A 26,349-nucleotide genomic window follows, 5' to 3' on the forward strand; every position below is an offset into this window, starting at 1 on the left:
AGGGCAGACCCGGGATCCGCCCTTTGAATAGTCGGCAATGGAAGTTGAAACTTTCAGGAACACTCAAGTACGGCTTTGACTTTGTCTCGTAACTGATCGATTGAAAACGGTTTGCCGATCACGTGCATGTCCGCAGGCGCTTCAATCGTCTCTGCGTAACCGCTGGCGAACAGGATGGGCAGAGTCGGGCGTAGTGTGCGGGCTTCGGTAGCCAGTTGACGGCCATCCATGATGGGCAAGCCGACGTCGGTCATCATCAGGTCGATGTGCTGATTCAAATCCTTGAGGATTTCCAGCGCCTGTTCGCTGCCATCGGCCTCCAGAACCCCGAACTCCAATTCCTCCAGCACGTCGACGATCAGCATGCGCACGATGGAGTCGTCTTCTACTACAAGAATGGTGGGCGTGGTAATGGACATAATGGCGGCTCTCAAGAATGGGGTGGGGCGCCGGTCGATCAAAAATGCCGGGCTCTTGCATGAGTAAGTGGCGCATGGCCACAAGTTCCCGAGTGGATACAAAAAAGAATAGGCGCAAACGGGCGGGCAAGGATACCTGTTGGCCCGCGATTCGGCGTAGGCAAATGTAGGAAAACAGCACTAAAGCAGTGAGAAAAATGGATCCATACCGCCTTTTTGGGGCAAACTCTCTGGTTTTCAACAGTTCGACAAGGCTGCCACATGTCCTCTCCGTCTTCGGTTGATGAGCAACGGTTTCGCAAACTACTGAGCCGCAACGTCAGTCTGCCGTTGGGCGTCGGCGTCATCAGTGCCGTGTTCTTCGTTTCGCTGATCACTTATTTGTTGTCGGTTATCCAGTGGGTGGAGCACACCGACCGGGTGATCAATAACGCCAACGAAGCAGTGAAACTCACGGTGGACCTGGAAACGGGCATGCGCGGGTATCTGCTCAGCGGCGACGAGCATTTCCTCGATCCGTACGAGACGGCCAAGCCTCGCATCGCTGTGGCTTTGAATACCTTGCTCGAACTGACTGCGGACAATCCGGCTCAGACCGACCGCCTGCGCCGTCTTCAGGCGCTGCAAATCGAGTGGGCGAATTACGCGCAGTCGATGATCGATCTGCAACGCGCCAGTGGCGATTACAAGTCGGCGGTCAAAGCGGGGAAGGGCAAGCGCCTGACCGACGAGATACGTAAGCAGTTCGAAGATGTGATTGAAACCGAACAGTTGCTGCGTGCCTCCCGTAACGAAGACGTGCGCCGCACCACGGTCTGGAGCATCAGTCTTTATCTGCTGTTCGTGGCGGGCATCAGCGGTCTGCTGGCCTATGTCGGCAGGCGCGATTTGCTCAATCTGTCGCAAAGCTATGCCGCGACCCTGGCGGCGCAAGAGGCCAGTGCAAAACGTCTGGAACAGCAAGCCTGGTTGCGCAACGGCCAGACCCAGCTCGCCGAACAAGTGCTGGGGCAACTGACGGTCAATCTGTTGGGGCGCAATATCCTGCAGTTCTGCGCCCAGTATCTGGGCAGCGCCGTGGCCGCGTTGTATGTGCGCGAGGAGCATGGCGGCCTCAAACGCGTGGCGACTTACGGTTTCTCCCGCGAACAGGAACAACAGAACCAATCGATTTACAGCGAAGAAGGTCTGGTCGGGCAGGTCGCCCAGCAGGCTCGGCTGATTCGTCTCGACTCGGTGCCCTCCGACTACTTCAAGGTCAGTTCCGGCCTCGGCGAAGGTCTCCCGCACAGCGTTCTGGTGGTGCCGACCAGCGATGACGACCGGGTCAACGGCGTGATCGAGCTGGGTTTCCTGCGTCCACTCACCGACCGTGATGTGGCGTTGCTGGAACTGATCGCCGGCAATATCGGCACGTCTATAGAAGCGGCGCGATACCGTCAGCGTTTGCAGGAAGTGCTGGCCGAAACCCAGCAACTCAACGAAGAGTTGCAGGTGCAGCAGGAAGAGCTGAAAACCGCCAACGAAGAGTTGGAAGAACAGTCGCGGATTCTCAAGGAGTCCCAGGCGCATCTGGAAACCCAGCAAGTGGAGCTGGAGCAGACCAACGAGCAACTGGCCGAACAGGCCAAGACCCTGGCCGAGCAGCGTGACGCCATGGATCAGAAGAACAATGAGCTCAATCAGGCCCAAGTGCAGCTCGAAGAACGTGCCGAGGAATTGCAGCGTTCAAGCAAATACAAGTCCGAGTTCCTGGCCAACATGTCCCATGAACTGCGCACGCCGCTGAACAGCTCGCTGATCCTGGCCAAGCTGTTGGCGGAAAATCCGCAGGAAAACCTCAGTGCCGAACAGGTCAAGTTTGCAGAATCGATCTATTCCGCCGGTAACGATCTGCTCAACCTGATCAACGACATTCTCGACATTTCCAAGGTGGAAGCCGGCAAACTCGAAGTGGTGCCGGAAAACACCAGCGTGGCACGTCTGGCCGATGGCTTGCGCGGGATGTTCGAACCGCTGGCGGCAGACAAGCAACTCGCATTCAGTGTCCAGTTGCAACCCGATGCGCCGAGTACGCTGTTCACTGACCGCCAGCGTCTGGAACAGGTGATCAAGAACCTGCTTTCCAACGCGGTGAAATTTACCGAAAACGGCGCGGTCAGCCTGACCATCTCCGGCCAGCCAGACGATCGCATCGCCTTTATCGTGCGCGACTCGGGGATCGGGATCGCGGCGGATCAACAGGAAAGCATTTTCGAAGCTTTCCGCCAGGCGGACGGCACCACCAACCGCAAATACGGCGGCACTGGCTTGGGCCTGTCGATTTCCCGGGATCTGGCGACGTTGTTGGGCGGCTCGATCAGCGTCAGCAGTACGCCGGGGCAGGGCAGCGTCTTCACCCTGGTGCTGCCGCAGCACTACCGCGAACCGGGCGACGCGCCTGTCGCGCCGCTGACGTTCAGCCCGCCAGCAGCAGCTCCGGTCATGGCATCCGCTGTAGCGGTTTCGCCGCTGGCCTCTGTCGAGATTCCGCGCTTCAACGATGACCGCGATAAAGCGCCGTTCAATAGCCGCTGCATTCTGGTGGTGGAGGACGAAGCGAATTTCGCCCATATCCTCTACGACCTGGCCCATGAACTGGGTTATCAGTGCCTGGTCGCCCACGGTGCCGATGAAGGTTATGACCTGGCGAAAGAGTTCGTGCCGGACGCGATCCTGCTGGACATGCGCCTGCCGGATCACTCGGGCCTGACCGTTTTGCAACGCCTGAAAGAACACGCCGAAACCCGGCATATCCCGGTGCACGTGATTTCCGTGGAGGATCGCGTCGAAGCGGCGATGCACATGGGTGCCATCGGTTACGCGGTGAAACCGACCACCCGCGAAGAGCTCAAGGACGTGTTCGCCCGTCTTGAAGCGAAGCTGACCCAGAAGGTCAAACGCGTGCTGCTGGTTGAGGACGATGATCTGCAACGGGAAAGCATCGCCCGCCTGATTGGCGACGACGACATCGAAATCACTGCCGTGGGCCTGGCGCAGGACGCGCTGGAACTGCTGCGCACGACGATCTTCGACTGCATGGTCATCGACCTGAAGCTGCCGGACATGCTCGGCAATGATCTGCTCAAGCGTATGTCCACCGAGGACATCTGCTCGTTCCCGCCGGTCATCGTCTATACCGGGCGTAACCTGACCCGCGACGAAGAGGCCGAACTGCGCAAGTATTCGCGTTCGATCATCATCAAGGGCGCCCGCTCGCCAGAACGTCTGCTGGACGAGGTCACACTCTTTCTGCACAAAGTCGAATCGCAGTTGTCCCATGAACGGCAGAAGATGCTCAAGACCGCCCGCAGCCGCGACAAGGTCTTCGAAGGCCGTAAAGTGCTGCTGGTGGACGACGATGTACGCAACATCTTCGCCCTGACCAGTGCGCTGGAAACCAAGGGTGCAGTCGTGGTGATCGGCCGTAACGGTCGTGAAGCGATTGAAAAACTGAATGAAGTCGAGGACATCGACCTGGTGCTGATGGACGTGATGATGCCGGAAATGGATGGTTATGAAGCCACCATGGAAATCCGCAAGGATCCGCGCTGGCGCAAGCTGCCGATCATCGCGGTGACGGCCAAGGCCATGAAGGACGATCAGGAGCGCTGCCTGCAGGCGGGCGCCAATGATTATTTGGCCAAGCCCATCGACCTGGATCGCCTGTTCTCGCTGATTCGCGTGTGGTTACCCAAGATGGAACGCATTTAGTGGAACGTAGTCATCCCGTTGAACGGAACAGTGAAATCGAACTGCGATTGCTGATCGAGGCGATTTATCTCAAGTACAGCTACGATTTTCGCGATTACTCCGGCGCGTCGATCAAGCGCCGCGTGCAGCACGCATTGAGCCAGTTCGAATGCGCGACCATCTCGGCCTTGCAGGAGAAAGTCCTGCACGACCCGACGGCGTTCATGCAGTTGCTGCAACTGCTGACGATTCCGGTCAGCGAGATGTTCCGCGATCCGTCGCACTTCCTGGCGATCCGTCAGGAGGTGGTGCCCCTGCTCAAGACCTATCCGTCGATCAAGATCTGGATCGCCGGTTGCAGTACCGGCGAGGAGGTCTACTCGATGGCGATTCTGCTGCGCGAGGAAGGCCTGCTCGACCGCACGATCATCTACGCCACCGACATCAACCCGCGCTCGCTGGAAAAGGCCAAGCAAGGGATTTTTTCGATGGAGAATGTGCGTGCGTACACCGCCAATTATCAGCAGGCGGGCGGCCAGCACTCGTTTGCCGACTACTACACTGCAGCCTATGGCTACGCGATTTTCGACAAGAGCCTGTGCGAGAACGTGACCTTCGCCGATCACAGTTTGGCGACCGATAGTGTATTCTCCGAAACTCAATTAATTTCGTGTCGTAACGTGTTGATTTACTTCAACAAAAAACTTCAGGATCGAGCGTTTGGATTGTTCCATGAGTCGTTGTGCCATCGCGGTTTTCTGGTGTTGGGCAGCAAGGAAACCCTGGACTTTTCCAGCTATTCCAACCAGTTCGAACCGTTGGTGAAACAAGAGCGGATCTATCGCAAATCATGATCAGTACAGCGGATTTGCCTCGGGTCGAGGCGATTGTGGTCGGAGCTTCCGCCGGTGGCGTCGAGGCCTTGCTGACCTTGCTCGGCTCGCTGCGGGCCGGGTTCGCGTTACCGATCATTATCGTGCTGCATTTGCCGGAAGAGCGTCGCAGCCAGCTCGCCGAGGTGTTTGCCCGGCGGCTGGAGCTGCCGGTCGCCGAAGCCATCGACAAACAGGACATCACGCCCGGCACGGTGTACTTCGCCACGCCGGGTTATCACTTGTCGGTGGAGCAGGATCGCAGCCTGTCACTGAGCCTTGAAGACCGCTTGCACCATTCGCGCCCTTCGATCGATTTCCTGTTCGAGTCCGCTGCCGATGTTTACGGGCCAGCGCTGGCGGCGGTGTTGCTGACGGGCGCCAACCACGATGGCGCACGGGGGCTGGCACAGGTCAAATCTCAGGGCGGGCTGACCATCGTGCAGGACCCTGAAGAGGCGCAAGTCGCCACCATGCCTCGCGCGGCGCTGAAAACGCACCAACCGGATTACATCCTTCCCATACACGGCATCGGCCGTCTGCTTGTCGAGCTGGAACGAATCGCATGCTGAGTAATATCCAGGCAAAACTGCTGATCGTCGACGATCTGCCCGAGAACCTGTTGGCCCTCGAAGCGCTGATCAAACGCGAGGACCGCACCGTCTACAAAGCGTTGTCGGCGGACGAAGCGCTGTCGCTGCTGCTGCAACACGAATTCGCCATGGCCATTCTCGACGTACAGATGCCCGGCATGAACGGTTTTGAGTTGGCCGAACTGATGCGCGGCACCGAGAAAACCAAGAACATCCCGATCATCTTCGTCAGCGCCGCCGGCCGTGAACTCAATTACGCGTTCAAGGGCTATGAAAGCGGCGCGGTGGACTTCCTGCACAAGCCGCTGGATATCCATGCGGTGAAGAGCAAGGTCAACGTCTTCGTCGACCTGTACCGCCAGAGCAAGGCGATGAAGCAACAGGTCGAAGCCCTCGAGCAAAGTCGTCGCGAACAGGAAGCGCTGCTGCAGCAACTGCAGCGCACCCAGGGCGAACTGGAGCAGGCAGTGCGCATGCGCGACGATTTCATGTCGATCGTTGCCCATGAAGTGCGCACACCGCTCAACGGCCTTATCCTCGAAACCCAGTTGCGCAAGATGCATCTGGCCCGCGACAACGCGGCAGCGTTCACCCTCGACAAGATGCACGCGATGGTGGACCGTGACGAACGTCAGATCAAAAGCCTGATTCGCTTGATTGAAGACATGCTCGACGTGTCGCGGATCCGCACAGGCAAGCTGTCGATCCGACCGACTCGTTTCAATCTCGCGCAATTGGTAGGCAATGTGTTGCAAAACTTCGGCCAGCAGATTGAAGCTGCCGAGACGGAAGTCAGCTTCACAGCGGCTGAGCCGGTGGAAGGGCATTGGGACGAGTTTCGCATCGAGCAGGTCGTGTCGAACCTGCTGACCAACGCCTTGCGTTATGGCGGCAAAAGCCCGATCCAGGTACGGGTCTATCGCGAAGGCAGCGAAGCCCGGGTCGAAGTTCAGGATCAGGGCATCGGCATCAGCGAGGAGAACCAGAAACGCATTTTTCAACAGTTCGAACGGGTTTCCGCCAAGACGGTGGTGGCCGGCCTCGGGCTGGGTCTGTTCATTTCCGAGCAGATCGTCGCCGCCCATGGCGGCTCCATCGTCGTCGAAAGCAAGATCAACGAGGGCGCCCTGTTTCGCGTTTGTCTGCCGCTCCAGGAAAACGGCGAAACAAACGCAACCTCTGAGTGACCACACGGTCGTATCAGCAGCTATTGACCGAACAAAGGCTTCCCATGAGCGTAGATGCACAAGATGTAGTACTCGTCGTCGAGGACGAACCGGTGATCCTGATGGTCCTGACAGACTATCTGTCAGGCCAGGGCTATCGCGTATTGCAGGCCGAAAACGGCGAGCAGGCGTTCGAGATTCTGGCGAGCAAGCCGCATCTGGACATGTTGATTACCGATTATCGTTTGCCGGGCGGCATCTCGGGCGTGCAGATCGCCGAGCCTGCTGTCAAATTGCGCCCGGATCTGAAAGTGATCTTCATCAGCGGCTATCCGCAGGAAATCCGCGAGACCGGCAGCCCCATCACTCGCCGGGCGCCGATCCTGGAAAAACCGTTCGATCTGGATGTGTTGCAGGAGAAGATTCAGGAACTGCTGGCCTGAGGCGTGAACCGCCTCAGCTCTTGATCATTTCCCGTACCTTCGCCGTCAGCAGATCGAAGGTGAACGGTTTGGTGATCATCTGCATGCCGGAGTCGAGGAACCCGCCGCGCACCGCAGCGTGCTCGGCATAACCGGTGATGAACAGGACCTTCAAGTCTGGCCGGTATTGCCGGCCGATTTCAGCCAATTGACGTCCGTTCATGCCGGGCAGGCCGACGTCACTGATCAGCAGATCGATGCGTTGTTCCGAATCCAGAATCGGCATGGCACCGTCAGCGTCGCCGGCCTCGACAAACCTGTAACCCAATTCACTCAATACCGCGCTGACCAGCACGCGCACGGCCGGGTCGTCTTCGACGATCAAGACGGTTTCGCCTTCCACGGCGTCGGGCGCCTGCTCCGTATGCGCTGGCGCGTGAGGCAATGATTCGCCCTTGAAGCGCGGAAGATAGAGTCTGACGGTAGTGCCCTCGTCGATTTTGCTGTCGATCGAGACATGTCCGCCGGATTGCTTGCTGAAACCGTAGATCATCGACAGGCCCAGGCCGGTACCCTGGCCGATCGGCTTGGTGGTGAAAAACGGGTCGAACGCGCGATTGATCACACTTTCGGGCATGCCGCAGCCGTTGTCCGTCACGCTCAAAACGACATAATCGCCGGGTTCCAGGTTGCTGTAAGCGTCGGTGAAATCCCGCTCAAGCACCTGATTGCCGGTCTCGACCACCAGGTTGCCGCCATCGGGCATCGCGTCACGCGCGTTGATCACCAGATTGAGCAGGGCGCTTTCCAGTTGATTCGGATCCGCCTCGGCCACCCACAATTCTTCATCCAGGCGCATGTCCAGCTGAACGCTTTCGTTGAGGCTGCGCTGCAGCAGTTCACCCATCGATTGCACCAGATCGTTCATCTGTACGGCTTTGGAATCCAGCGATTGGCGACGGGAAAACGCCAGCAGACGATGGGTCAGGCCGGCGGCGCGGTTGGCCGAAGTCACCCCGAGATCGATCAGGCTGTCGAGGTCGTCAAGACGGCCACGAGCCAGTCGCCGACGCAGCAGTTCGAGACTGCCGATGATGCCGGTCAACATGTTGTTGAAGTCGTGGGCGATACCGCCGGTGAGTTGACCGACCGCTTCCATCTTTTGTGACTGACGAAGAGCTTCTTCGTTGTGCCGCAGTTGCGCCGTGCGTTCCTCGACTTGTTGCTCGAGGGTTTCGAGGGTTGATTGCAGGCGCCGCTCGCTATTGCTCAGGTCGATCAGGCGATCGCGGGCCTCGTATTGTCGTCGTCGCCCTCGCAGGGCCGTGGAGATCAGGCTGACCAAGGTCACCGGATGGAAAGGGCGCTCGAGAAACGTCACGTTGCCCAACAACTTGCTGAGCTGCGACGAGGGGCCCTGTCCTGAGCCGCCATGGTGTGTCAGTAGCACAATCGGCAGGTCTGACCAGGCGGGCTGTTGATCGAGATATGACAGCAGGGATTCCAGCTCCGGGCCACGCAGGGCCTCGGCGGCGATTAGCAGTAACCCGGCGCCGGGTTCAAGTTCGGCACAGAGCGTAGCCAGATCGGGCGTGATCAGACCACCGTAGCCGGCCTCGTTGAGGATCATCAGCGCCACCTGGCTGTCGCGCCCCTGGGGCGCAAGGATCAGTGCTCGTTCCGACAGCGGCACGGTGACGGTCACAAGTTTTCATCCTTAAGCAGCGGGTTGCTTGCGCCGAGGTAGGTGGGCACGCCGCGCAGTACGCCCTGGAAGGCGTCCAGCGGTTCACCGATGGTCATGCCCCGCTTGGAAATACGGTACTCGCGAATGGTTGATTCGTGGCTGCCGGTACGTTTCTTGATAATCGAAATTGCCCGGCGAACCTTGCCGAGGGCTTCGAAATAGCGGAGCAGAATCACCGTGTCGGCGAGGTAGGTAATGTCGACCGGTGCCTGCATGTCGCCCACCAGCCCATGCTGGGCGACGGTCATGAACGTCGCGGCGCCCTTGCGGTTCAGGTACAGCAACAGTTCATGCATGTGCAGCACCAAGGCGTTTTCCTCCGGCATCGCGGCCTGATAGCCGTTGATGCTGTCGATCACCACGGTCTTGATGTCACCTTCATCGACGCAGCGTCGCACCCGGTGAGAGAACTCGCCGGGGGACAATTCGGCGGCGTCCACCTGTTCGATCAGCAGATTGCCGGTGGCCTGCAAAGCCTTGAGGTCAATGCCGATGTTGTTCATGCGCTCGAACAGCAAGCCCAGCTCTTCGTCGAAAATGAACAGGGCGGCCTTTTCACCACGCGCCACGGCCGCCGCCGCGAAAATCATCGCGATCAAGGATTTGCCCGTGCCCGCCGGTCCGAGAATCAGCGTGCTGGACCCGGTTTCGATACCGCCACCGAGCAAGGCGTCCATTTCCTGGATGCCGCTGGACAGTTGCAGCCGTGGGTAATCGCCGCGGTGCTCCGCCGCCACCAGACGCGGGAAGACGTGCACGCCATCGCCCATGATGGTGAAGTCGTGGAAGCCGCCACGGTATTTCTGGCCACGGTACTTGATCACCCGCACGCGACGACGTTCAGCGCCATAGTTGGGGGTCAGTTCTTCAAGGCGGATCACGCCGTGGGCGACACTGTGAACGGTTTTGTCGAGGGATTCGGTGGTCAGGTCATCCAGCAGCAGTACCGTAGCGTCGTAACGCACGAAGTAATGCTTGATCGCCAGGATCTGTCGACGGTAGCGCAGCGAGCTTTGCGCCAGCAGGCGAATTTCCGACAGGCTGTCCAGCACGACCCGGGTGGGTTTGAAGCGCTCGACCACTTCGAAAATCTGTTTGGTTGCCTCGCCCAGTTCAAGGTCGGAGGAGTAGAGCAGGCTCTGATGATGCTCGGCGTTGAGCAGGCTTTCCGGGGGAGTCAGCTCGAAAATCTCGATATTTTCGTTCAGCTCCCAACCATGGGATGCCGCGCCCTGACGCAACTCGCGCTCGGTTTCGGACAGCGTGATGTACAACGAACGTTCGCCGGCACGGGCGCCGGCCAGCAAGAAATGCAACGCGACTGTGGTTTTACCGGTTCCAGGCTCGCCCTCCAGCAAGAAAACGTGACTGCGGGACAAACCACCGGCCAGGATATCGTCCAACCCTTCGATGCCGGTGGCGGCTTTTGCACTGATCAACGCGTTCGATGTAGACAAAAAATGCCCTCTCATGACTAGGGGAAACGAGGCAGCGGGCGCCGGACGCCGTTTTGCACTACCTGATTACTTGACCCTTTGCCGAGACCACGGTTCCGAGTTTCTTGCCGGATGTGTCCAGATTACCGCTAGAGGCCTTGCTGCAACGAGGGATCGTCCGGGTTCATCTGTTCGAGCTGAGCGAGCAGAATCTGTACGTTCTGCAACTGGCCGCTTTCTTTCCAGTAATTGATCAGCAGCACCCGCGCCTTGCGGTCGGCAGGATGGCGCTGGACGATTTCCTGCAACTGCTTTTGCGCCGCTTCCAGTTCTTCGGCGCTGTGCAGGGTGGTGGCGAGGTCGTAGCGATAGTCTTTGTTGTCGGGCTCCAGTTCCACGGCTTTGGACAAGCCGAGCAGGGCATATTCGCGTTGATCGTGGTGCAGCAGCCAGAGGCCCAGGGCATGCTGCAGATAGGCCGAATCGGGCTGGGCCTTCAGCTGTCGGGCCAGCAGTTGCCGGGCGGCATCGCTCTGTCCCTGACGGTCGAGCACTTCGATCTGCATTACCAGCGCCGGAAGGTTGCCGGGATCCAGGCGCAAGGTCAGCTCCAGTGCTTGCTGTGCCTGTTTCAGTTCGGCGTTGTGCAGATACAGGCGCGCCAGCTGCGCATAGTTGGCGGCGCTTTCCGGCTGGCTTTTGAGCGCCTGCTCCCACATGTCGATGCCTTGCTGGAGCGGGGCAAAATACAGGCCCAGTTGATCCGGAGACAAACCGAGCAGGGCGTTGATCGCAGCAAAGCGTACGGTTTGATCCTCATCGTCGAGCAACGGGCCCAGGAGCAGACTGCGCTGGCCGCCCGGCACCAGGCCGGTCACGCTTTTTATTGCCGCCAGCCGGACCTCCGGCGATTGGTTTTGCAGATCGGCATCCGCCAGTTTCAGGGCCTGGGGGCTCGGGTAATTGGGCAACTCCGCATGCAGCCAGACGCGACGTTTGACCGACAGGTCCGGACGTCCCAGTTGCTGGTACAAAACCCGCGCGGCCCCCGGCTGGCCGGCGCGAGCAGCGGTCAGCGCTTCACTGTAACCATGCTTGATCGCTTCCGGCACCACGGGCGCGGTACTGCGCAATGACAGCCAGGCCACGCAGAGGGCCAGCACAAGGCCGAGGCTGATGAGCAAATAACGGCGAGACTGAGACATGCGAATTTCCGAAACTTTCGTTTTGTAGCGGAGGTCGCAAGCTTCTGTCAGCTCGCGCCGTGAGTCAAACTCTCTGCCCGATATGACCTACTGCAAGCGTTGAATCGACCTACAGCCCGTGTCCACCCTGTTAGCCGTCATGCCCTCCATGCAGTGTCTACGCTTTCAGAAGTTGTTTCGACGAGGCTATCCATGCAATCCCTGTTCATTTACTTCAGAGCGGTGATCCACCCCAGCCAGGCAGTGCTGCTGTTCGGTTTGCGCACCATCGTCGCCGGATTGCTGACCTTGTACCTGGCGTTCCTGTTCGATCTGGATCAACCGAAATGGTCGATCATGGCGGTGGTGATCATCAGCCAGCCACTGGCCGGCATGGCGCTGGCACGCAGCTTCGGGCAAATCATCGGGACGACCCTTGGCGCGGTGGTAGCGGTGGTGCTGATGGCGATTTTCCCCCAGGCGCCGTTGCCGTTCATCACGACCCTGGCGCTGTGGTTGGCCCTGTGCACGGCCGGCGGCACGTTGCTGCGTTACACCAGCTCCCAGGCGTTCGTGCTCAGCGGTTATACCGCCGTGGTAGTGGCGCTGCTGGCGATTCCGGATCAGGACGGCACTTTTCTGTTGGCGGTCACCCGGGTTACCGAAACCTTGCTGGCGGTGGCGTGCGTGTGCGTGGTCAGCCTGCTGACGGCGCGGCCCGAAGCGGTATCACGCAACTATTTCGCGAAGGTCGATCAGGTCATCAGACTGGCTGCTACCCATGCTGCCGCCGTGTTGCGCACCGAAGAAAGCGAAGCGGACTTTCAGCGCCGGCAAATGCAACTGCTGGGGGAAATCAGCGCCCTCGAAGGACTGCGCCGGCATTTATACTTCGACGCCCCGCGCCTGCGCAGTGCCAACAATCTGGTGCTCTTGCTGGGTAATCAACTGATGCTGCTGACCTCGCGCCTGACCGCGTTGCGTCATCAGCGGGAATTGCTCACCGAACGCTGGGAGGGCGATCTACCGTTGGATATCCAGCAATTGCGCGCCGAGGAGCTGGTACTTCTTGATCAGCTCGCACAGCAAGGACGCTCATTGCCAGCCGAGGCGCGACATCAGTTCGTTGCGCTGCAACAACAGTTCGAAGGACTTGCCTACAAGGCCGAACAACTGACGGAAGACATGAGTGCAACCCTGCGCTCGCTGGCCTGGGCGTTGCGCTGGGAACAGGCGCGGCTGTTGCAACAACTGGAACAGATTCTCGAGTTGAGCGACGCGATACAGGAGGGGCGGGAAGCCAGTTGCATGTTCCGCGGCCAGTCCAGCCCCTTGCACCTGGATTTCACCCTCGCGACGATGAACGCCATCCGCGCCTTCAGCGCGTTGCTGGTGGCCGGATTGATCTGGATCGAGACCGCCTGGGACGGCGCGCGGGGCGGGATGATTCTGGTGGGGATTCTGTGTTCATTGATGGCGACGTTTCCGCGCCCCCTGATCGCCGCGCAGAGTTACGCCCGAGGGTTGGGGCTGGCACTGGTGGTATCGGCGTTCTATCAGTTCATGCTGGTCCCGGCGATCAATGATTTCGAAATGTTGGCCTTGCTGCTCGCGCCTTTGCTGTATGTGATCGCAGTCGGACTGTCCAGCCCGGCCACCGCAGGTATCGGCATGGGCCTGGGCCTGTCGAGTTTCCTGATGCTCGGGCCGCAGAACGTCGGCACCGGGCAGAACACCGCCATCCAATGGTTCGAATTTGCCGGAGCCTACGTCAGCGCGGCGATGCTGGCTCTGATCGTCTACGCCTGGATTTTCCCGTTCCGCCCGGCCCTGCGCATCCGGCGCTTCTACAACGAAGCGCGGGAGCAGGTCTACCAATTGACCAAGAGCCCGGCCAGCGACGAAGAGCAATTTGCCTTCGAAAGTCGAATGGTCGATCGTCTGACCTCGATGCAGGGCGTGTTGCCGGCCGCCAATGATCGGGACATGCAACGTCTGTATGAGATCAGTCTCGCCTGCGTGGCGCTGGGTGTGGCCATGCACCAGCTCAGGCAACAGGCACAGAACAACACATTGCTCACGGACGCTTTCGGTCAAGAACTGTCGACGGCATTGCGTCAGACCGGCCGTTTCGTCGCCGGCCGACCGGACGTGCGCCTGACACCGTTGCTGACCACGCTGCATGCGCTTGGCGATGAGTTGGATGCCTTGCATGTCGCCACCCATGAACACTTGTGGTCGGTGTTTCGCATGCGTGTGGCCCTGTTGATCGTGGTGTCGTTTCTGGAGCGACATGGCGAGCATTTGCAGCCCGACCGTTCTGAAGGAGAGCCCGTCCTTGCCCATTGATTTCGAGATCGGCGGCGTTTACCTGCCCCCCATTGCTCAGGCCCTGCTATTGGCCATACCGGTTTTTCTGCTGCTCGACTGGGGGTTGCGCCGGCTCGGCGTCCTGCGCTTTGTCTGGCATGAGGCCCTGTTCGAAGGCGCCTTGTACGCCTGTGTATGCGCCACCTTTATTCTGTTGATGGGAGCCTGAAACCTTGAAGACGTTGCTCACTCGATTGACGACATTGGCAGTGGTGCTGCTGGCAATCGTGCTTGGCTGGTTCGCCTGGGAACATTACACCCGGGCGCCGTGGACGCGGGATGCGCGGGTTAGGGCGGATGTGGTGACGCTGTCAGCGGACGTCTCGGGCCGCATCGTCACGCTGGCGGTGCAGGACAACCAGCATGTCGACAAGGGGCAGTTGTTGCTGGAGATCGACCCGGCTCGCTACAGCCTCGCCGTCGAGCATGCGAAACGCTCGGTGGAGGTCTCAAAGGCCACGCTTGGTCAGTCGCAAGCGGCCATTGTCGCCAGCGAAGCATTGCTCAAGCAGCGCCAGAGTGAAGAGCGCCGGCGACGTACGCTCAAGCAGGGGTTCGCGATTTCCGGAGAAGAGTGGGAGAAGTCCAGCACCGACGTGGCGGTGGCCCAGGCCGATCTGTTGCGCAATCAGGCGAATCTCGGCCTGGCCGAAGCCAACGTGCAGTTGGCGATTGCCGCACTGACCCAGGCTGAACTGGATCTGCAACGTACCCGAGTCGAAGCGCCGGTCAGCGGATATGTCACCAATTTGTTGACCCGTCAGGGGGATTACGCGGTGGCCGGCAGTGCCTTGCTGGCGCTGGTGGACAGCAGCTCCTTTTATGTCAGCGGCTATTTCGAAGAAACCAAGCTGCCAAGGATCGAGGAGGGTGACCGGGTGCGGATCGAATTGATGAGCGGGGAAAAATTCGGCGGTACCGTGCAGAGCATCGCCTTCGCCATTGCTGACCGGGAAAACGCGCCGGGCAGTCGGTTGCTGGCCAACATCAATCCCAGCTACACCTGGGTAAAACTGGCGCAACGAGTACCGGTGCGGATCGGTATCGATCCCGAATATTCAGGTAAGGACCGACTGAGAGCCGGCACCACAGCGACAGTTACGGTGCTGGAAAACCCTGAAAGACAGGCGCAAAAAAGCCCCGCGACCGAATGATACGCGGGGCAAAAAATTTGGTTGGTTGCGGCCAACCAAAGGAGCTCTTTAAAAAACTGTTACTTGCTGGCGACCGTCTCTGGCTGCCAGCCACCACCAAGAGCCTTGTAGATCGCGACGATGCCGCGGTACAGATCCACTTCGGCCTGGGCCTGGCTGTCTTCGGCGTTCAGGCGTTCACGCTGGGCGTCGAGCAGCACCAGAAAATCGGTGGTGCCTTCGCGGTAGCGAATCTCGGCGAGGTCGGCAGCCTTGCGGCTCGATTCGCTCTGACGGATCAGCGAAATCAGACGCTGCTGACGCTTGCCGTAATCGCTGAAGGCGTTTTCCGACTCTTCCAAGGCCAGCAATACTTGCTGCTCGTAGGTCGCCAGTGCGCCTTCGGCATCGGCATCGGCGCCGCGCAGACGGGCCCGCACGCTGCCCAGATCAAACGCTGCCCACGTGATGCTCGGGCCTAGCGCCCAGGCGTTGGCCGCCGAGGAACCGATCTGCGAACCACGGCCAGCCGTCCAGCCGAGGAAACCGCTGAGGCTGACTCGTGGGAACAGATCGGCCTTGGCCACACCGATACGCGCCGTGGCCGAAGCCAGTTTGCGTTCGGCGCTGAGGATGTCCGGACGACGTTGCAGCAGTTCGCCCGGATCACCGATCGGCAGAGCCTTGGCAATCGACGGCAGATCTTTCGGGCTCAGGTCGACGGTCAGTTTGTCCGGACGTTCACCCAGCAGGGTGGCGATGCGGTTTTTCTGCCGGGCCTGTTCCGCCTGCAACTGTGGCACGCTGGCTTCGACCGACGCCAGACGGGCATCGGCTCGTTCAACATCGAGCTGATCGCCCACGCCGGCGTCACGCAGGCTGATGGTGATCTTGCGTGACTCCTGCTGGTTGTTCAGGTTGGCCAGGGCGATCTTTTCCCGCAATTGAGCGCCGCGCAGTTGACCGTAAGCGTCCACCAGTTCGGCAATCATGGTGACTTGCAACTGATACAGATCGGCTTCAGCCGCTTGCTGGTCGGCGTCGCTGGCTTCCAGATTGCGCTGGATGCGGCCGAACAGGTCCAGCTCCCAGGCCATGTCCAGTCCCAGGTCATAGCGTTCGCTGTTGACTCGTTTAGTGGTCTGGCCAGGGACCTGACCTTTGGCCAGATCGCTGCTGGCGCGGCTGGTGATGGTCGGCATCGCATCGTTGCTGACATCGTCGCGGATCGCCCGGGCGGCTTTCCAGCGGGCGAATGCCACGCGCAGTTCACGGTTGCCTTGCAGCGATTGAGTCACCAACTGGTTGAGGGTCGGATCGTCGAACTGCTGCCACCAGATGCCTTCGAATTTCGAACGATCGAAGTTCTTCTGGCCGGCGGCGCCGTCGGTGGCGGACGTGATGTTCGCCGCCTCCGTCGTCGGGGTCTTGTAGTCAGGGCCGACGGCGCAGGCACTGAGGGCCAGCACCAGCAGGCTCGGCAGGAAGACTTTCAGACTCATGGGTGCGCCTCCAGTGGCTTTTGAAGATTTTGCGCCTTGGCCGCTTTGCGAGCTTCGCTGCGCTCCACGAAGTTGCGGATCAGCACATAGAACACAGGGGTCAACAGCAGACCGAAGAAGGTCACACCGAGCATCCCGGAGAACACTGCCACACCCATGGCATGACGCATCTCGGCACCGGCACCGCTGGAGAACACCAGTGGCACAACACCCATGATGAACGCGAACGAGGTCATCAGGATCGGCCGCAGACGCAGGCGGCAGGCTTCCAGTACAGCTGCCAGCGGATCCAGGCCTTCTTGCTGTTTGTCCTTGGCAAACTCGACGATCAGAATCGCGTTCTTACAGGCAAGTCCCACCAGTACGATCAGACCGATCTGAGTGAAGATGTTGTTGTCGCCGCCAGAGATGATCACACCGGTGATGGCCGACAGCAGGGTCATCGGTACGATCAGGATCACTGCCAGTGGCAGGCTCCAGCTTTCGTATTGAGCCGCGAGCACCAGGAACGCCAGCAGTACGCAGAGCGGGAACACGAACAGCGCAGTGTTGCCGGACAGAATCTGCTGGTAGGTCAGGTCGGTCCACTCGTAGGTCATGCCGTTCGGAAGTTCATCCTTGAGCAGTTTCTCGATGGCTTTTTCGGCCTGGCCGGAGCTGTAGCCCGGGGCTGCCGCACCGTTGATTTCAGCGGTGATGAAGCCGTTGTAGTGCATCACGCGATCCGGACCCGAGGTGTCGCTGACCTTGATGAAGGTCGCCAGCGGGATCATTTCGCCTTTGTTGTTGCGTACTTTCAACTGACCGATCTGGTCGGATTCGAGGCGGAACTGCTGCTCTGCCTGAACGTTGACCTGATAGGTACGACCGAAGCGGTTGAAGTCGTTGGCATACAGCGAACCCAGGTAGATCTGCAGGGTGTCGAAGATGTCGCTGACGGCCACGCCGTGGGTCTTGGCTTTTTCCCGGTCGATGGCGGCATCGACCTGCGGCACGTTCACGGTGTAGCTGGTGAACAGGTTGGCCAGTTCCGGAACGTTATGGCTCTTGGCAATAATGTTCATGGTTTCCTTGTACAGCTCTTCGTAGCCCAGGTTGCCCCGGTCTTCGATTTGCAGGCGGAAACCACCGATGGTGCCCAGCCCCTGTACCGGCGGCGGCGGGAAGATCGCCATATAGGCTTCCTGAATCCCGGCGTACTGGCCGTTCAGGGCACCGGCAATCGCACCGGCGGACATGCTCGGGTCTTTACGCTCGTCGAACGGTTTCAGGGTCACGAACACGATGCCGGCGTTCGGGCTGTTGGTGAAGCCGTTGATCGACAGGCCCGGGAACGCTACGGCACTTTCCACGCCTGGCTGTTTCAGGGCCAGGTCGGACATGCGCTTGATCACGTCTTCAGTGCGGTCCAGGCTCGCGGCGTCCGGCAGTTGCGCGAAGGCCACCAGGTATTGCTTGTCCTGGCCGGGTACGAAACCGGTCGGGGTGCTGGAGAAACCGAAGAAGGTCAGCACCATCAGGCCTGCGTACAGGAAGAGGGCGATGCCGCTGCCACGGATGACCCGGCGCACGGTGCCGACGTAGCCATGACTGGCACGGTCGAAGAAACGGTTGAACGGACGGAACAGCCAGCCACCGAAGATCTTGTCCAGCACTCGCGAGAAGCGGTCTTTCGGTGCGTCGTGACCTTTGAGCAACACAGCGGCCAGCGCTGGCGACAGGGTCAGCGAGTTGAAGGCCGAGATCACGGTGGAGATGGCAATGGTCAATGCAAACTGTTTGTAGAACTGACCGGTGAGGCCCGAGATGAACGCGGCGGGTACGAACACCGCACACAGCACCAGTGCCGTGGCAATGATCGGGCCGGTTACTTCGCCCATGGCTTTTTTGGTCGCATCGAAAGGGTTGAGCCCCAGTTCAATGTTCCGCTCGACGTTCTCCACCACCACGATGGCGTCGTCCACCACGATACCGATCGCCAATACCAGGCCGAACAGCGACAGGGCGTTGAGCGAGAAGCCGAACAGGTGCATCACCGCAAATGTACCGATCAACGATACCGGCACCGCGACCAACGGAATGATCGAGGCGCGCCAGGTCTGCAGGAACAGGATCACCACCAGTACCACGAGGATCAGTGCTTCGAAGAGGGTGTGAACCACCGCTTCGATGGAGCCGCGCACGAAGATCGTCGGGTCATAGACGATGCTGTAGTCCATGCCTTGCGGGAAGCTTTTCTTGAGTTCTTCCATCTTGCCGCGAACTTCGTTCGAGATTTCGATGGCGTTGGAGCCCGGACGCTGGAAGATCGGGATCGCTACGGCCGGCTGGTTGTTCAGCAGCGAACGCAAGGCGTATTGGCTGGAACCCAGTTCAACGCGGGCGATGTCCTTCAGGCGAGTGATTTCACCGTTGTCACCTGCGCGAATGATGATGTTCTCGAACTCTTCCTCGGAGACCAGACGGCCCTGAGTGTTGACCGACAGCTGGAAGCTCTGGGCATTCGGCGCAGGGGGCGCGCCCAATTGGCCGGCGGCTACCTGACGGTTCTGCTCGCGAATCGCGGTCACCACATCGGTTGCCGTCAGATTGCGCGAAGCGGTCTTGTTAGGGTCGAGCCATACCCGCAGCGAGTAGTCGCCCATACCGAACAGCTGCACGTCACCCACACCACCGAGGCGAGCAAGCTCATCCTTGATGTTGAGAATCGCGTAGTTGGACAGGTACAGCATGTCGTAGCGTTTGTCCGGCGAGGTCAAGTGCACAACCATGGTCAGGTCGGGCGAAGCCTTGTCGACGGTGATACCGATGCGCGTCACTTCCTCGGGAAGCTTCGGCTCGGTCCGGGTCACGCGGTTCTGCACCTGCACCTGCGCGTTGTCCAGGTCGGTGCCCAGAGCGAAGGTGATGGTGAGGGTGATCTTGCCGTCAGCGGTGGATTGCGAGGACATGTACAGCATGTTCTCGACGCCGGTGATGGCCTGCTCCAGAGGAGCCGCCACGGTTTCACCGATGACTTTCGGGTTGGCACCCGGGAAGTTGGCGCGCACCACCACGGTCGGTGGCACGACTTCCGGGTATTCACTGATCGGCAACTGGAACAGCGAAATCGCACCGGCGATCAGGATCAACAGCGAAAGCACCGCTGCGAAGATCGGCCGTGAAATGAAGAATTGGGAAAAATTCATCGGAGTTGTCGTCCCTTAACCGCGTGGGGTCGCAGCAGCCAGTTTCACAACCGAACCCGGCGCGCCTTTGGCAGGTGCGACTTTGGGCAGGTTGCTGGCTTCCAGCGCTTGTCGTTGTTGAGCGAGAGCGGCAATGGTTTGCTCGCTGGCCATGGGGATCACTTCAGGCGAAACCGGGGAGCCAGGGCGAACCCGTTGCAGACCCTTGACGACGATCGTGTCGTCCTTGTTCAGGCCGCTGCGCACGATACGCAGCCCTTCGATCTTCGGACCGAGCTCAACGGCGCGGTAAGCGGTCTTGTTGTCGCCATCCATCACCAGCACGAACTTCTTGCCGAGGTCGGTACCGACTGCTTCGTCGTTGATCAGCATGGCGTTGTAGGTGCCGCTGCCGACCAGTTTCAGGCGTGCGTACAGACCCGGGGTGTAGCTGCCGTCGCTGTTGTCGAACACCGCGCGACCACGGATGGTGCCGGTCTTCGGGTTGACCTGGTTGTCGATAAAGTTCATCTGGCCCAGGTGCGGGTTGCCGTCTTCATTGGACAGGCCCATGTACACCGGGGTGGTCGCGCCGCGCTGACCTTGACGGGCGAGTTGAGTGTATTTGAGGAACACACGCTCATCGGCGTCGAAGTAGGCGTAAACCTTGTCGGTGGACACCACGCTGGTCAGCGGGGTGGTGTCGGCAGTCACCAGGTTGCCCGCGGTGATCTCGGCACGGCTGACGCGGCCACTGATTGGCGCAGTGACGCGGGTGAAGCTCAGGTTGAGTTTGGCCAGATCCAGTTGCGCTTGCAGGGCGCCGACAGCGGCGCGAGCTTCCTGTGCAGCGCTGGTGCGCGAGTCGGCCAGTTCAGCGGAGATGGCGTTGCTGGCACGCAGGCGTTCGCCTCGGCCGGCTTCGTTTTCACTGCGGGTGGCGTTGGCGCGGGCCTGGGCAACCAGAGCTTCGAGGCGGCGGACCTCAGCCTGGAACGGACGCGGGTCGATCTGGAACAGCAGGTCGCCTTTCTTGACCAGCGCACCTTCGGTGAAGGCGACTTCGTCGATCTGGCCGGAGACCCGCGGACGGATTTCAACGGTTTCCGGCGCCTCGAGGCGCCCGGTGAATTCGTCCCACTCGTTGACCGGTTGTTCCAGCACCTTGGCCACGCTGACCTTGGCAGCGGGCATGGTGGCGGCGGTTTCCGGAGTCTTGCCGCACGCGCTCATCACCAGCACGGCCAACAGAGCCAACGGGAAGCGCAAATGTTTGAGTGATTGTTCCATGGATGCATCCGCCAATGTATTGAAGATGGGCGGATGATGCTCGGCGGGTAGATGGCAAACGAATCGAATGACACGAAGGTAACTATCATTCGGAATGATATAAGCCCGAGGAAAGCCCTCTAGCATGCACCTTTCGTTAGGAGGCTATCAATTGATTCGATGACAATTCTGTGTTGCGTGATCGGCAACTGTCGCAGGCGAAATTGCGCGGTGAGGATTATGCGGCGATTAAATACCCGGCCGAGGTTGCCAGGTCCCGGCATCCTTCACGCTGAACGATCAGCCAACGCTGATATAGGGGTGCTGCGCAGATAGCGTGCGGGGGAGCTGCCCAGAGTCTTGCGAAACATGCTGATGAAGGAACTGACCGATTCGTAGCCCAGCGCTTCCGCCGTTCTTTGCACGGATAGCCCCTCGGCCAGGCTTTGCAGCGCGACGATGATCTGCCATTGCTTGCGCCACTGGCCAAAAGTGAGTCCGGTTTCGGCTTTTATCAGCCGGGCCAGCGAACGTTCGCTCATCGCCACCTGTTGTGCCCAATCGGCCATGGTGGCGCGGTTGGCAGGGTTTTGGGCCAAGGCTCGGGCGATCCTGCGCAATGGTTTGGAAGCGGGCAGCGGCAGGTAGAGCTGCTCGGTCGGCGCTTGTTCAAGCTCTTCAAGCAGCACACCGGCCAGCCGCGAGGTGCGCGAGTCAGCGCGGTAATCCTGCGCCTGATCGCTCAGGTGCAGGATCAACTGCAGAATCAGCGGCGACAGCGCCAATGTGCAGCAGTGATCGGGCAATGAGGCGGCGTCGGGTTCGACGAACAGAAAACACACCTGACCGTTGGCCGTTACGCGGTTGCTGTGGGAAATACCGCCGGGAATCCAGACACCGAAACCTGAAGGGACCATCCACACACCATTTTCGCCCGTGCAGACAATGCCGCCGCGGTAAGCCACGACCAATTGTCCTTTGCGGTGCGTGTGTTCGGCGGACTCACTGTCGTTGCGCTGGGGGGCGAGCATCAGCGCGACGGCAGGCTGCGCGAGGTTGTCGTACTCGAACTGATCGACAGGCAAGGGATGGGTTTCGGCCATGGAAGACGTCGCAGGTTGTCTGGATTTGATTATATTTTGGCAGTCTGCTCAATATCGGCAAGTGCGGTGATTCCCTAGCATTTTCGACACGTCCGACCACTCCGGGCGAACGCTGAAAATCTGCAAACCGGATGCCCGCCATGCTTAACGAAATCGCCATTGCCAACCTCTACTTTCCTCCTTTGTTCATCTACCTCGGTGTGGCGTTCCTGGCCTACACCCTGATCGAACGTCTGACCCGTCATTGGCTGGACAAAGTGTGGCACCCCGCGCTGGCACGTTTCTTCGTCTCGCTCATCGTCCTGTCGACGCTGGTCGTCCATTACTGAGCGAGGTTCGCCATGTCTGCAGTCAAAATGCTCAAGCCTGTCGTCACTCTCGTGTTGGGTACATTGGCCCTGATGTTCTGCCTGCAACTCTGGCGCGCTTACGTCCTGGCGCCGTGGACGCGGGACGGGCGCGTGAGTGCGCAGGTTGTGCGGATTGCACCGGAGGTGTCCGGGCAAATCGATCAGTTGGTGGTCAGCGATAACCAACGGGTGGCCAAGGGCGATCTGCTGTATCGAATCGATGTGCGCTCTTATCGATTGGCCCTGCAGCAGCGCAGGGCGGAGTTGGCTGAGTCACGCAGCGTGTTCGACCAGCGCAACGCTCAATACCAGCGTCGTGCACAACTGGCCGGGGCCATCGCCCGGGAAGAGGTCGACAACGCCGCACGTGACCTGGCGGTGGCGCAAGCGCGGCTGGATGCGGCACGCAGTCATCTTGAGCAGGCACAACTCGACCTTGAACGCACGACGATCCGCTCGCCGGTCGATGGCTACGTCACGCAACTGCGGCTGCATCCGGGTGATTACGCAGAGGCTGGGCATACCAACCTGTTCGTGGTCGACGGCCACAGTTTCTGGATCACCGGTTACTTCGAAGAGACCAAGCTGCCGGGAGTGCGTATCGGTGCGCCGGTGTCGATCAAACTGATGAGCTTCGCGCCGGTGCTCGAAGGTCATGTCGCAAGCATGGGCCGAGGAATTGCGGACACCAATGAAGTGCGCAACGACAGCGGTTTGCCCGAGGTGAGCCCGACCTTCAGCTGGATTCGCCTGGCACAACGGGTGCCGGTGCGCATCGAACTGGACAAGGTACCGGAAGGCGTGGAGCTGGCAGCGGGCATGACCGCCAGCGTCGAAGTCACGCAGCCCGACGGGCTGCCGCGCTGGCGCCTGATCCATTGGTTGCAGGCGTTCATGTGATGACCCGTCTGACAATACGGCTGTTCGCGGCCATCCCTCGGCCCTGGATGTCTGCCACTTTCGCCTACGTATTACGCGGCGTCCTGGCGGCAGGATTGGCGCTGTGGCTCGGCTTTGAGCTGCATCTGGACTCGCCGTTCTCGGGCGCTTCCACCGTGTTGCTGTTGGTGCAACCGGTACAAGGCGCGGTTCGTGGCAAGGGCTTCTATCGGATGCTGGGAACGCTGGCAGGTTTGCTCGCGGCCTGCGTCCTGACCGGGCTGTTTGCGCAACAGATGCTGCTGTTCTTGCTGGGCATCGGTCTTTGGCTGGGCTTCTGTGTGGCGACGATGACCGTGTTGCGTCATTACCAGGCCACTGCCGCCGTGGTGGCCGGTTATACCGTCTGCCTGGCGCTGGGGCCGGCCATTGTCGCGCCGCAAAAGGCTTTCGAGCACATCATGACTCGCGGCACAGCAGTGGCACTCGGCGTGCTGTGCCTGAGCCTGGTGGTCACGCTGTTCAGTCCGAGAACCATGGAAAACACCATCAGGCGCACGCTCGCCGAGGTCTGTGCCCGCAGCGCAAGGCTACTCGCGATGCGCCTCTCGGGCGAACAGGGTGTCGAGCGGATTGCACAGGCTCATCAGCTCGCCATTGATATCGGCAAAGTGGACGATCTGTTAGGGCTCGGACGTGGTGAGTCTGTGCTGCTTCGCGCGCGGCAACCGGCCATTCAGGCAGGGCTGGCGCACCTGCAAGCCGTGGTGCTCGACATGCACTACGACCGGCACTGCTTGGAAAACGACGCGACATTACTCGCCCAAACAAGCTCGGGGTTGCACGCGCTGAGCCAGCGGATGATCGATGCCGATGGAGACTATCGCGCCTGTGCCCTGATCGTGGACCAACTGCGTATTCGGGTGGACGCTTGTAAGCGGGCAACCCCAGGCCCACGTTCGTTCGGCGAACAACTGGCCGACCTGAGCGCAGCCTTGCAGCACTTTTCCAGCCTCGATCACCGTCGCCGAGAACCGGTAAGGGCCGTGAGTTTCCACCGCAACTACGCCGATGCCGCGCGCAACGGCTGCAGAGCATTGCTCGCCCTGTTGGCCACCGGCGCAGTCTGGTACCTCAGCGGCTGGGATCAGGGCCCCACTTTGTTGGCGGTCGTTGGACCCTGCTGCACGCTGCTGGCGACCGCTCCCGCGCCTGAACAAGGCATGGCCGGTTTTATCCGGGGTACGTTCTATGCCGTGATCGCAGCTGCGCTGTGCAAGTTTCTGCTGCTGCCGCAGATCAACGATTTCCCTCTGTTGCTGCTGTCGCTGGCGGCATTCTGGTCGTTCGGGATTCACGCAACGAGCCTGCCTCGCAACGCGTTGCAAGGGGTTGCATACCTGATCGGCTTTAACACCTTGGTGAGTACGGGCGGAACCGCAATCTATGATTTCGCTGATTTCGCGAATCAGTCGCTCGCCTGGTTCGTGGCCATGGCCATCTGCCTGTTGGCCTTCCAGATAATGCCGAGAGACAGAGCCCGGGATGTTCGAGCACTGAAGCGTTCGATCCACCGGGGCGTTCGGTCACTGCTGCGCCGTGCAGGCGCTGTCAATCACCCGCAGTGGCAAGCGCAACAACAGCATCGAATCGTCACACTGAAAAATCTGCTTGGCACCGAGAGCACGCTCGATGACCGAGCAGGCTGGCTGTCACTGCAATTGAGCAGGCAATTGAACCAACTGCATCACAAAACCTGCGAATTGGGCGCTGACTCTGCCGTCGCCCAATGTGCTCGTACCGGCATTCGGCGGATGGCTCGCGATGCAGATGTCCCGGCGATCAGCGCGGCACAGGCACGGCGCACAGCAAAAGCGATGAGCCGGCTCGGGGCGGATCATCTGGCGATTGCTTACTCAAACCTCGCCCGGCTGCTGGAGCAATACGCAATCATCGCGAGTCCCGTTACGCGCAAGAGGCAACCACTGAACTTTCGCTCTAACATGACTTGATATTCATACTTCGATTTTTGCCGATCCCGGACCCATTACTTATGAGAGATCTACCCCCGACCGCGACCTTGCGTGCTTTCGAGGTGTCGACCCGACACCCGACGTTCACCGCCGCCGCGCAGGAACTGCATGTGACCCAGAGCGCGGTCAGCCACCAGCTGCGACACCTGGAAGATCTATGGGGCTTGCAGCTGTTTGAAAGGGGCAAGTCGTTACGCCTTACGCCTGCGGGCGCTACCCTGGCGCCGATTGTGCGCGAGTTTTTCATGAGCCTTGAGGCGACGCTGGCTGATCTGCGTGAGCAAAAGGGCAGGGTCCGGCTCAGCGTCAGTACGACGTATTCCTTTGCGTTGAAATGGTTGCTGCCACGCTTGCCGAGCCTGGCCCGCCAGCACCCGGAACTGTTGGTGTCGCTGGACACCACGGACAAGGTCATCCATTTCGCCAGCAGCGAAGCCGATGTCGCGATCCGCTTGGGCAAGGGCAACTACCCCGGTCTTTATTCGCAGTTTTTGTTCGGTGAGCAGGTTTTTCCGGTGGCCAGTCCCGAACTGCTGCAACGCGTCGGAATGCCGGGCAGTCCCGCCGATTTGCTGCAGTTGCCGCTGCTGGCTCGTGACGGCGCCGAACTGGCGCCGAAATGGGAAGCGTGGTTCCAGTCCGTCGGGCTGGCGTTTTCCCCGCTGCGGGAAAGCGTCAGGTTTGGCGATACCAATATGACGGTGGAGGCGGCTTTACTCGGCCATGGCATTGCTCTGGTGCGCAGCGGGCACGTCGAGAAGGAAATCGACGACGGCCGTCTGGTGCGGCTGTTCGATGTGCCGTTTCAGTCACCGCTCGCTTATTACTTCGTTTGCCCCAAGGGCGTTGAGACGCAGCCGCACATTGAGAGTTTTCGCGAATGGTTGCTCGGTGAGGCGCTTAAAGTGCAAGGCGGACAGGTTTAGGGCATGAAGAATCACTCATGGTGCAATGAGGAGTCTTCTCTGTAAT

20 protein-coding genes are annotated in these 26,349 nt (G+C 60.0%); 12 read left to right on the forward strand and 8 right to left on the reverse strand.

The genetic code is table 11. The features are described 5' to 3' along the window. Nucleotides 1-53 precede the first annotated feature (53 nt). Nucleotides 54-419, reverse strand: coding sequence for a response regulator (locus tag CAF77_RS04625; RefSeq protein ID WP_085654080.1), 366 nt, complete (start codon nt 417-419; stop codon nt 54-56). A gap of 261 nt (nt 420-680) precedes the next feature. Here CAF77_RS04625 and CAF77_RS04630 point away from each other — a divergent pair, with 261 nt between their 5' ends. The 5 genes from CAF77_RS04630 to CAF77_RS04650 are packed head-to-tail and all read left to right on the forward strand — an operon-like array spanning nt 681 to nt 7,225. Further along, nucleotides 681-4,172: a response regulator gene (locus CAF77_RS04630; protein WP_085654081.1), complete on the forward strand. Its 3,492-nt coding sequence runs from the start codon at nt 681-683 to the stop codon at nt 4,170-4,172. Beyond that, nucleotides 4,172-5,005 carry a protein-glutamate O-methyltransferase CheR gene (locus tag CAF77_RS04635; RefSeq protein ID WP_064381715.1) on the forward strand — a complete coding sequence of 278 codons (834 nt, stop codon included), beginning with the start codon at nt 4,172-4,174 and terminating at the stop codon, nt 5,003-5,005. The genes CAF77_RS04630 and CAF77_RS04635 overlap by 1 nt, the downstream gene beginning before the upstream one ends. Next, a complete protein-coding gene (locus tag CAF77_RS04640) occupies nt 5,002-5,595 on the forward strand; it encodes a chemotaxis protein CheB (protein ID WP_085654082.1) in 594 nt (197 codons plus the stop codon). Before CAF77_RS04635 ends, CAF77_RS04640 begins: the two co-directional genes overlap by 4 nt. Next, nucleotides 5,589-6,803, forward strand: a complete 1,215-nt coding sequence (locus CAF77_RS04645) for a hybrid sensor histidine kinase/response regulator (RefSeq protein ID WP_085654083.1) — start codon at nt 5,589-5,591, stop codon at nt 6,801-6,803. The genes CAF77_RS04640 and CAF77_RS04645 overlap by 7 nt, the downstream gene beginning before the upstream one ends. Nucleotides 6,804-6,847: 44 nt before the next feature. Continuing rightward, nucleotides 6,848-7,225 carry a response regulator gene (locus CAF77_RS04650; protein ID WP_085654084.1) on the forward strand — a complete coding sequence of 126 codons (378 nt, stop codon included), beginning with the start codon at nt 6,848-6,850 and terminating at the stop codon, nt 7,223-7,225. Nucleotides 7,226-7,238: 13 nt separating this feature from the next. On the opposite strand, the gene CAF77_RS04655 is transcribed toward CAF77_RS04650, so the two are convergent. The 3 genes from CAF77_RS04655 to CAF77_RS04665 all read right to left on the reverse strand — a co-directional run bounded on the left by CAF77_RS04655 (nt 7,239) and on the right by CAF77_RS04665 (nt 11,592). Continuing rightward, nucleotides 7,239-8,909 carry an ATP-binding protein gene (locus tag CAF77_RS04655; protein WP_064381709.1) on the reverse strand — a complete coding sequence of 557 codons (1,671 nt, stop codon included), beginning with the start codon at nt 8,907-8,909 and terminating at the stop codon, nt 7,239-7,241. Continuing rightward, nucleotides 8,906-10,408 (reverse strand): ATPase domain-containing protein, encoded by a 1,503-nt coding sequence (locus CAF77_RS04660; RefSeq protein WP_064381707.1) that lies wholly within the window; start codon nt 10,406-10,408, stop codon nt 8,906-8,908. Before CAF77_RS04660 ends, CAF77_RS04655 begins: the two co-directional genes overlap by 4 nt. A gap of 128 nt (nt 10,409-10,536) precedes the next feature. Beyond that, nucleotides 10,537-11,592: a tetratricopeptide repeat protein gene (locus tag CAF77_RS04665; protein WP_064381705.1), complete on the reverse strand. Its 1,056-nt coding sequence runs from the start codon at nt 11,590-11,592 to the stop codon at nt 10,537-10,539. Between the two features lie 192 nt (nt 11,593-11,784). On the opposite strand from CAF77_RS04665, the gene CAF77_RS04670 reads away from it, so the two are divergent. The 3 genes from CAF77_RS04670 to CAF77_RS04680 are packed head-to-tail and all read left to right on the forward strand — an operon-like array spanning nt 11,785 to nt 15,095. Continuing rightward, the gene (locus CAF77_RS04670; RefSeq protein ID WP_064381703.1) at nt 11,785-13,920 is read left to right on the forward strand and encodes an FUSC family protein; all 2,136 of its coding nucleotides are present in this window, start codon (nt 11,785-11,787) and stop codon (nt 13,918-13,920) included. Further along, a complete protein-coding gene (locus tag CAF77_RS04675; RefSeq protein WP_064381702.1) occupies nt 13,910-14,110 on the forward strand; it encodes a DUF1656 domain-containing protein in 201 nt (66 codons plus the stop codon). The genes CAF77_RS04670 and CAF77_RS04675 overlap by 11 nt, the downstream gene beginning before the upstream one ends. A gap of 4 nt (nt 14,111-14,114) precedes the next feature. After that, nucleotides 14,115-15,095 carry an HlyD family secretion protein gene (locus CAF77_RS04680; protein WP_064381701.1) on the forward strand — a complete coding sequence of 327 codons (981 nt, stop codon included), beginning with the start codon at nt 14,115-14,117 and terminating at the stop codon, nt 15,093-15,095. A 59-nt stretch (nt 15,096-15,154) separates the two neighbouring features. Here the strand turns inward: CAF77_RS04680 and CAF77_RS04685 are convergent, their stop codons facing one another. From CAF77_RS04685 to CAF77_RS04700, 4 genes are all read right to left on the reverse strand, one after another. Next, nucleotides 15,155-16,576: an efflux transporter outer membrane subunit gene (locus CAF77_RS04685; RefSeq protein ID WP_064381699.1), complete on the reverse strand. Its 1,422-nt coding sequence runs from the start codon at nt 16,574-16,576 to the stop codon at nt 15,155-15,157. Beyond that, entirely contained in the window at nt 16,573-19,764 is a 3,192-nt protein-coding gene (locus tag CAF77_RS04690) for an efflux RND transporter permease subunit (RefSeq protein ID WP_064381697.1), read from the reverse strand. Before CAF77_RS04690 ends, CAF77_RS04685 begins: the two co-directional genes overlap by 4 nt. A 15-nt stretch (nt 19,765-19,779) precedes the next feature. Further along, entirely contained in the window at nt 19,780-21,033 is a 1,254-nt protein-coding gene (gene mexE, locus CAF77_RS04695) for a multidrug efflux RND transporter periplasmic adaptor subunit MexE (RefSeq protein ID WP_011334072.1), read from the reverse strand. Nucleotides 21,034-21,299: 266 nt separating this feature from the next. Further along, entirely contained in the window at nt 21,300-22,115 is an 816-nt protein-coding gene (locus tag CAF77_RS04700) for a helix-turn-helix domain-containing protein (RefSeq protein WP_064381695.1), read from the reverse strand. 140 nt (nt 22,116-22,255) lie between these two features. Here CAF77_RS04700 and CAF77_RS04705 point away from each other — a divergent pair, with 140 nt between their 5' ends. From CAF77_RS04705 to gcvA, 4 genes are read left to right on the forward strand one after another with little or no spacing between them, the layout of a single operon-like run. Continuing rightward, nucleotides 22,256-22,444: a DUF1656 domain-containing protein gene (locus tag CAF77_RS04705; protein WP_064381693.1), complete on the forward strand. Its 189-nt coding sequence runs from the start codon at nt 22,256-22,258 to the stop codon at nt 22,442-22,444. 12 nt (nt 22,445-22,456) lie between these two features. Beyond that, the gene (locus CAF77_RS04710) at nt 22,457-23,365 is read left to right on the forward strand and encodes an HlyD family secretion protein (protein ID WP_064381692.1); all 909 of its coding nucleotides are present in this window, start codon (nt 22,457-22,459) and stop codon (nt 23,363-23,365) included. Continuing rightward, entirely contained in the window at nt 23,365-25,356 is a 1,992-nt protein-coding gene (locus CAF77_RS04715) for an FUSC family protein (RefSeq protein ID WP_064381690.1), read from the forward strand. The genes CAF77_RS04710 and CAF77_RS04715 overlap by 1 nt, the downstream gene beginning before the upstream one ends. A gap of 41 nt (nt 25,357-25,397) precedes the next feature. Continuing rightward, entirely contained in the window at nt 25,398-26,303 is a 906-nt protein-coding gene (gcvA, locus tag CAF77_RS04720) for a transcriptional regulator GcvA (protein WP_064381689.1), read from the forward strand. Nucleotides 26,304-26,349 lie beyond the last annotated feature (46 nt).

Source organism: Pseudomonas sp. R15(2017), assembly GCF_002112685.1.
Taxonomy (GTDB): Bacteria; Pseudomonadota; Gammaproteobacteria; order Pseudomonadales; family Pseudomonadaceae; genus Aquipseudomonas; species Aquipseudomonas glycinae.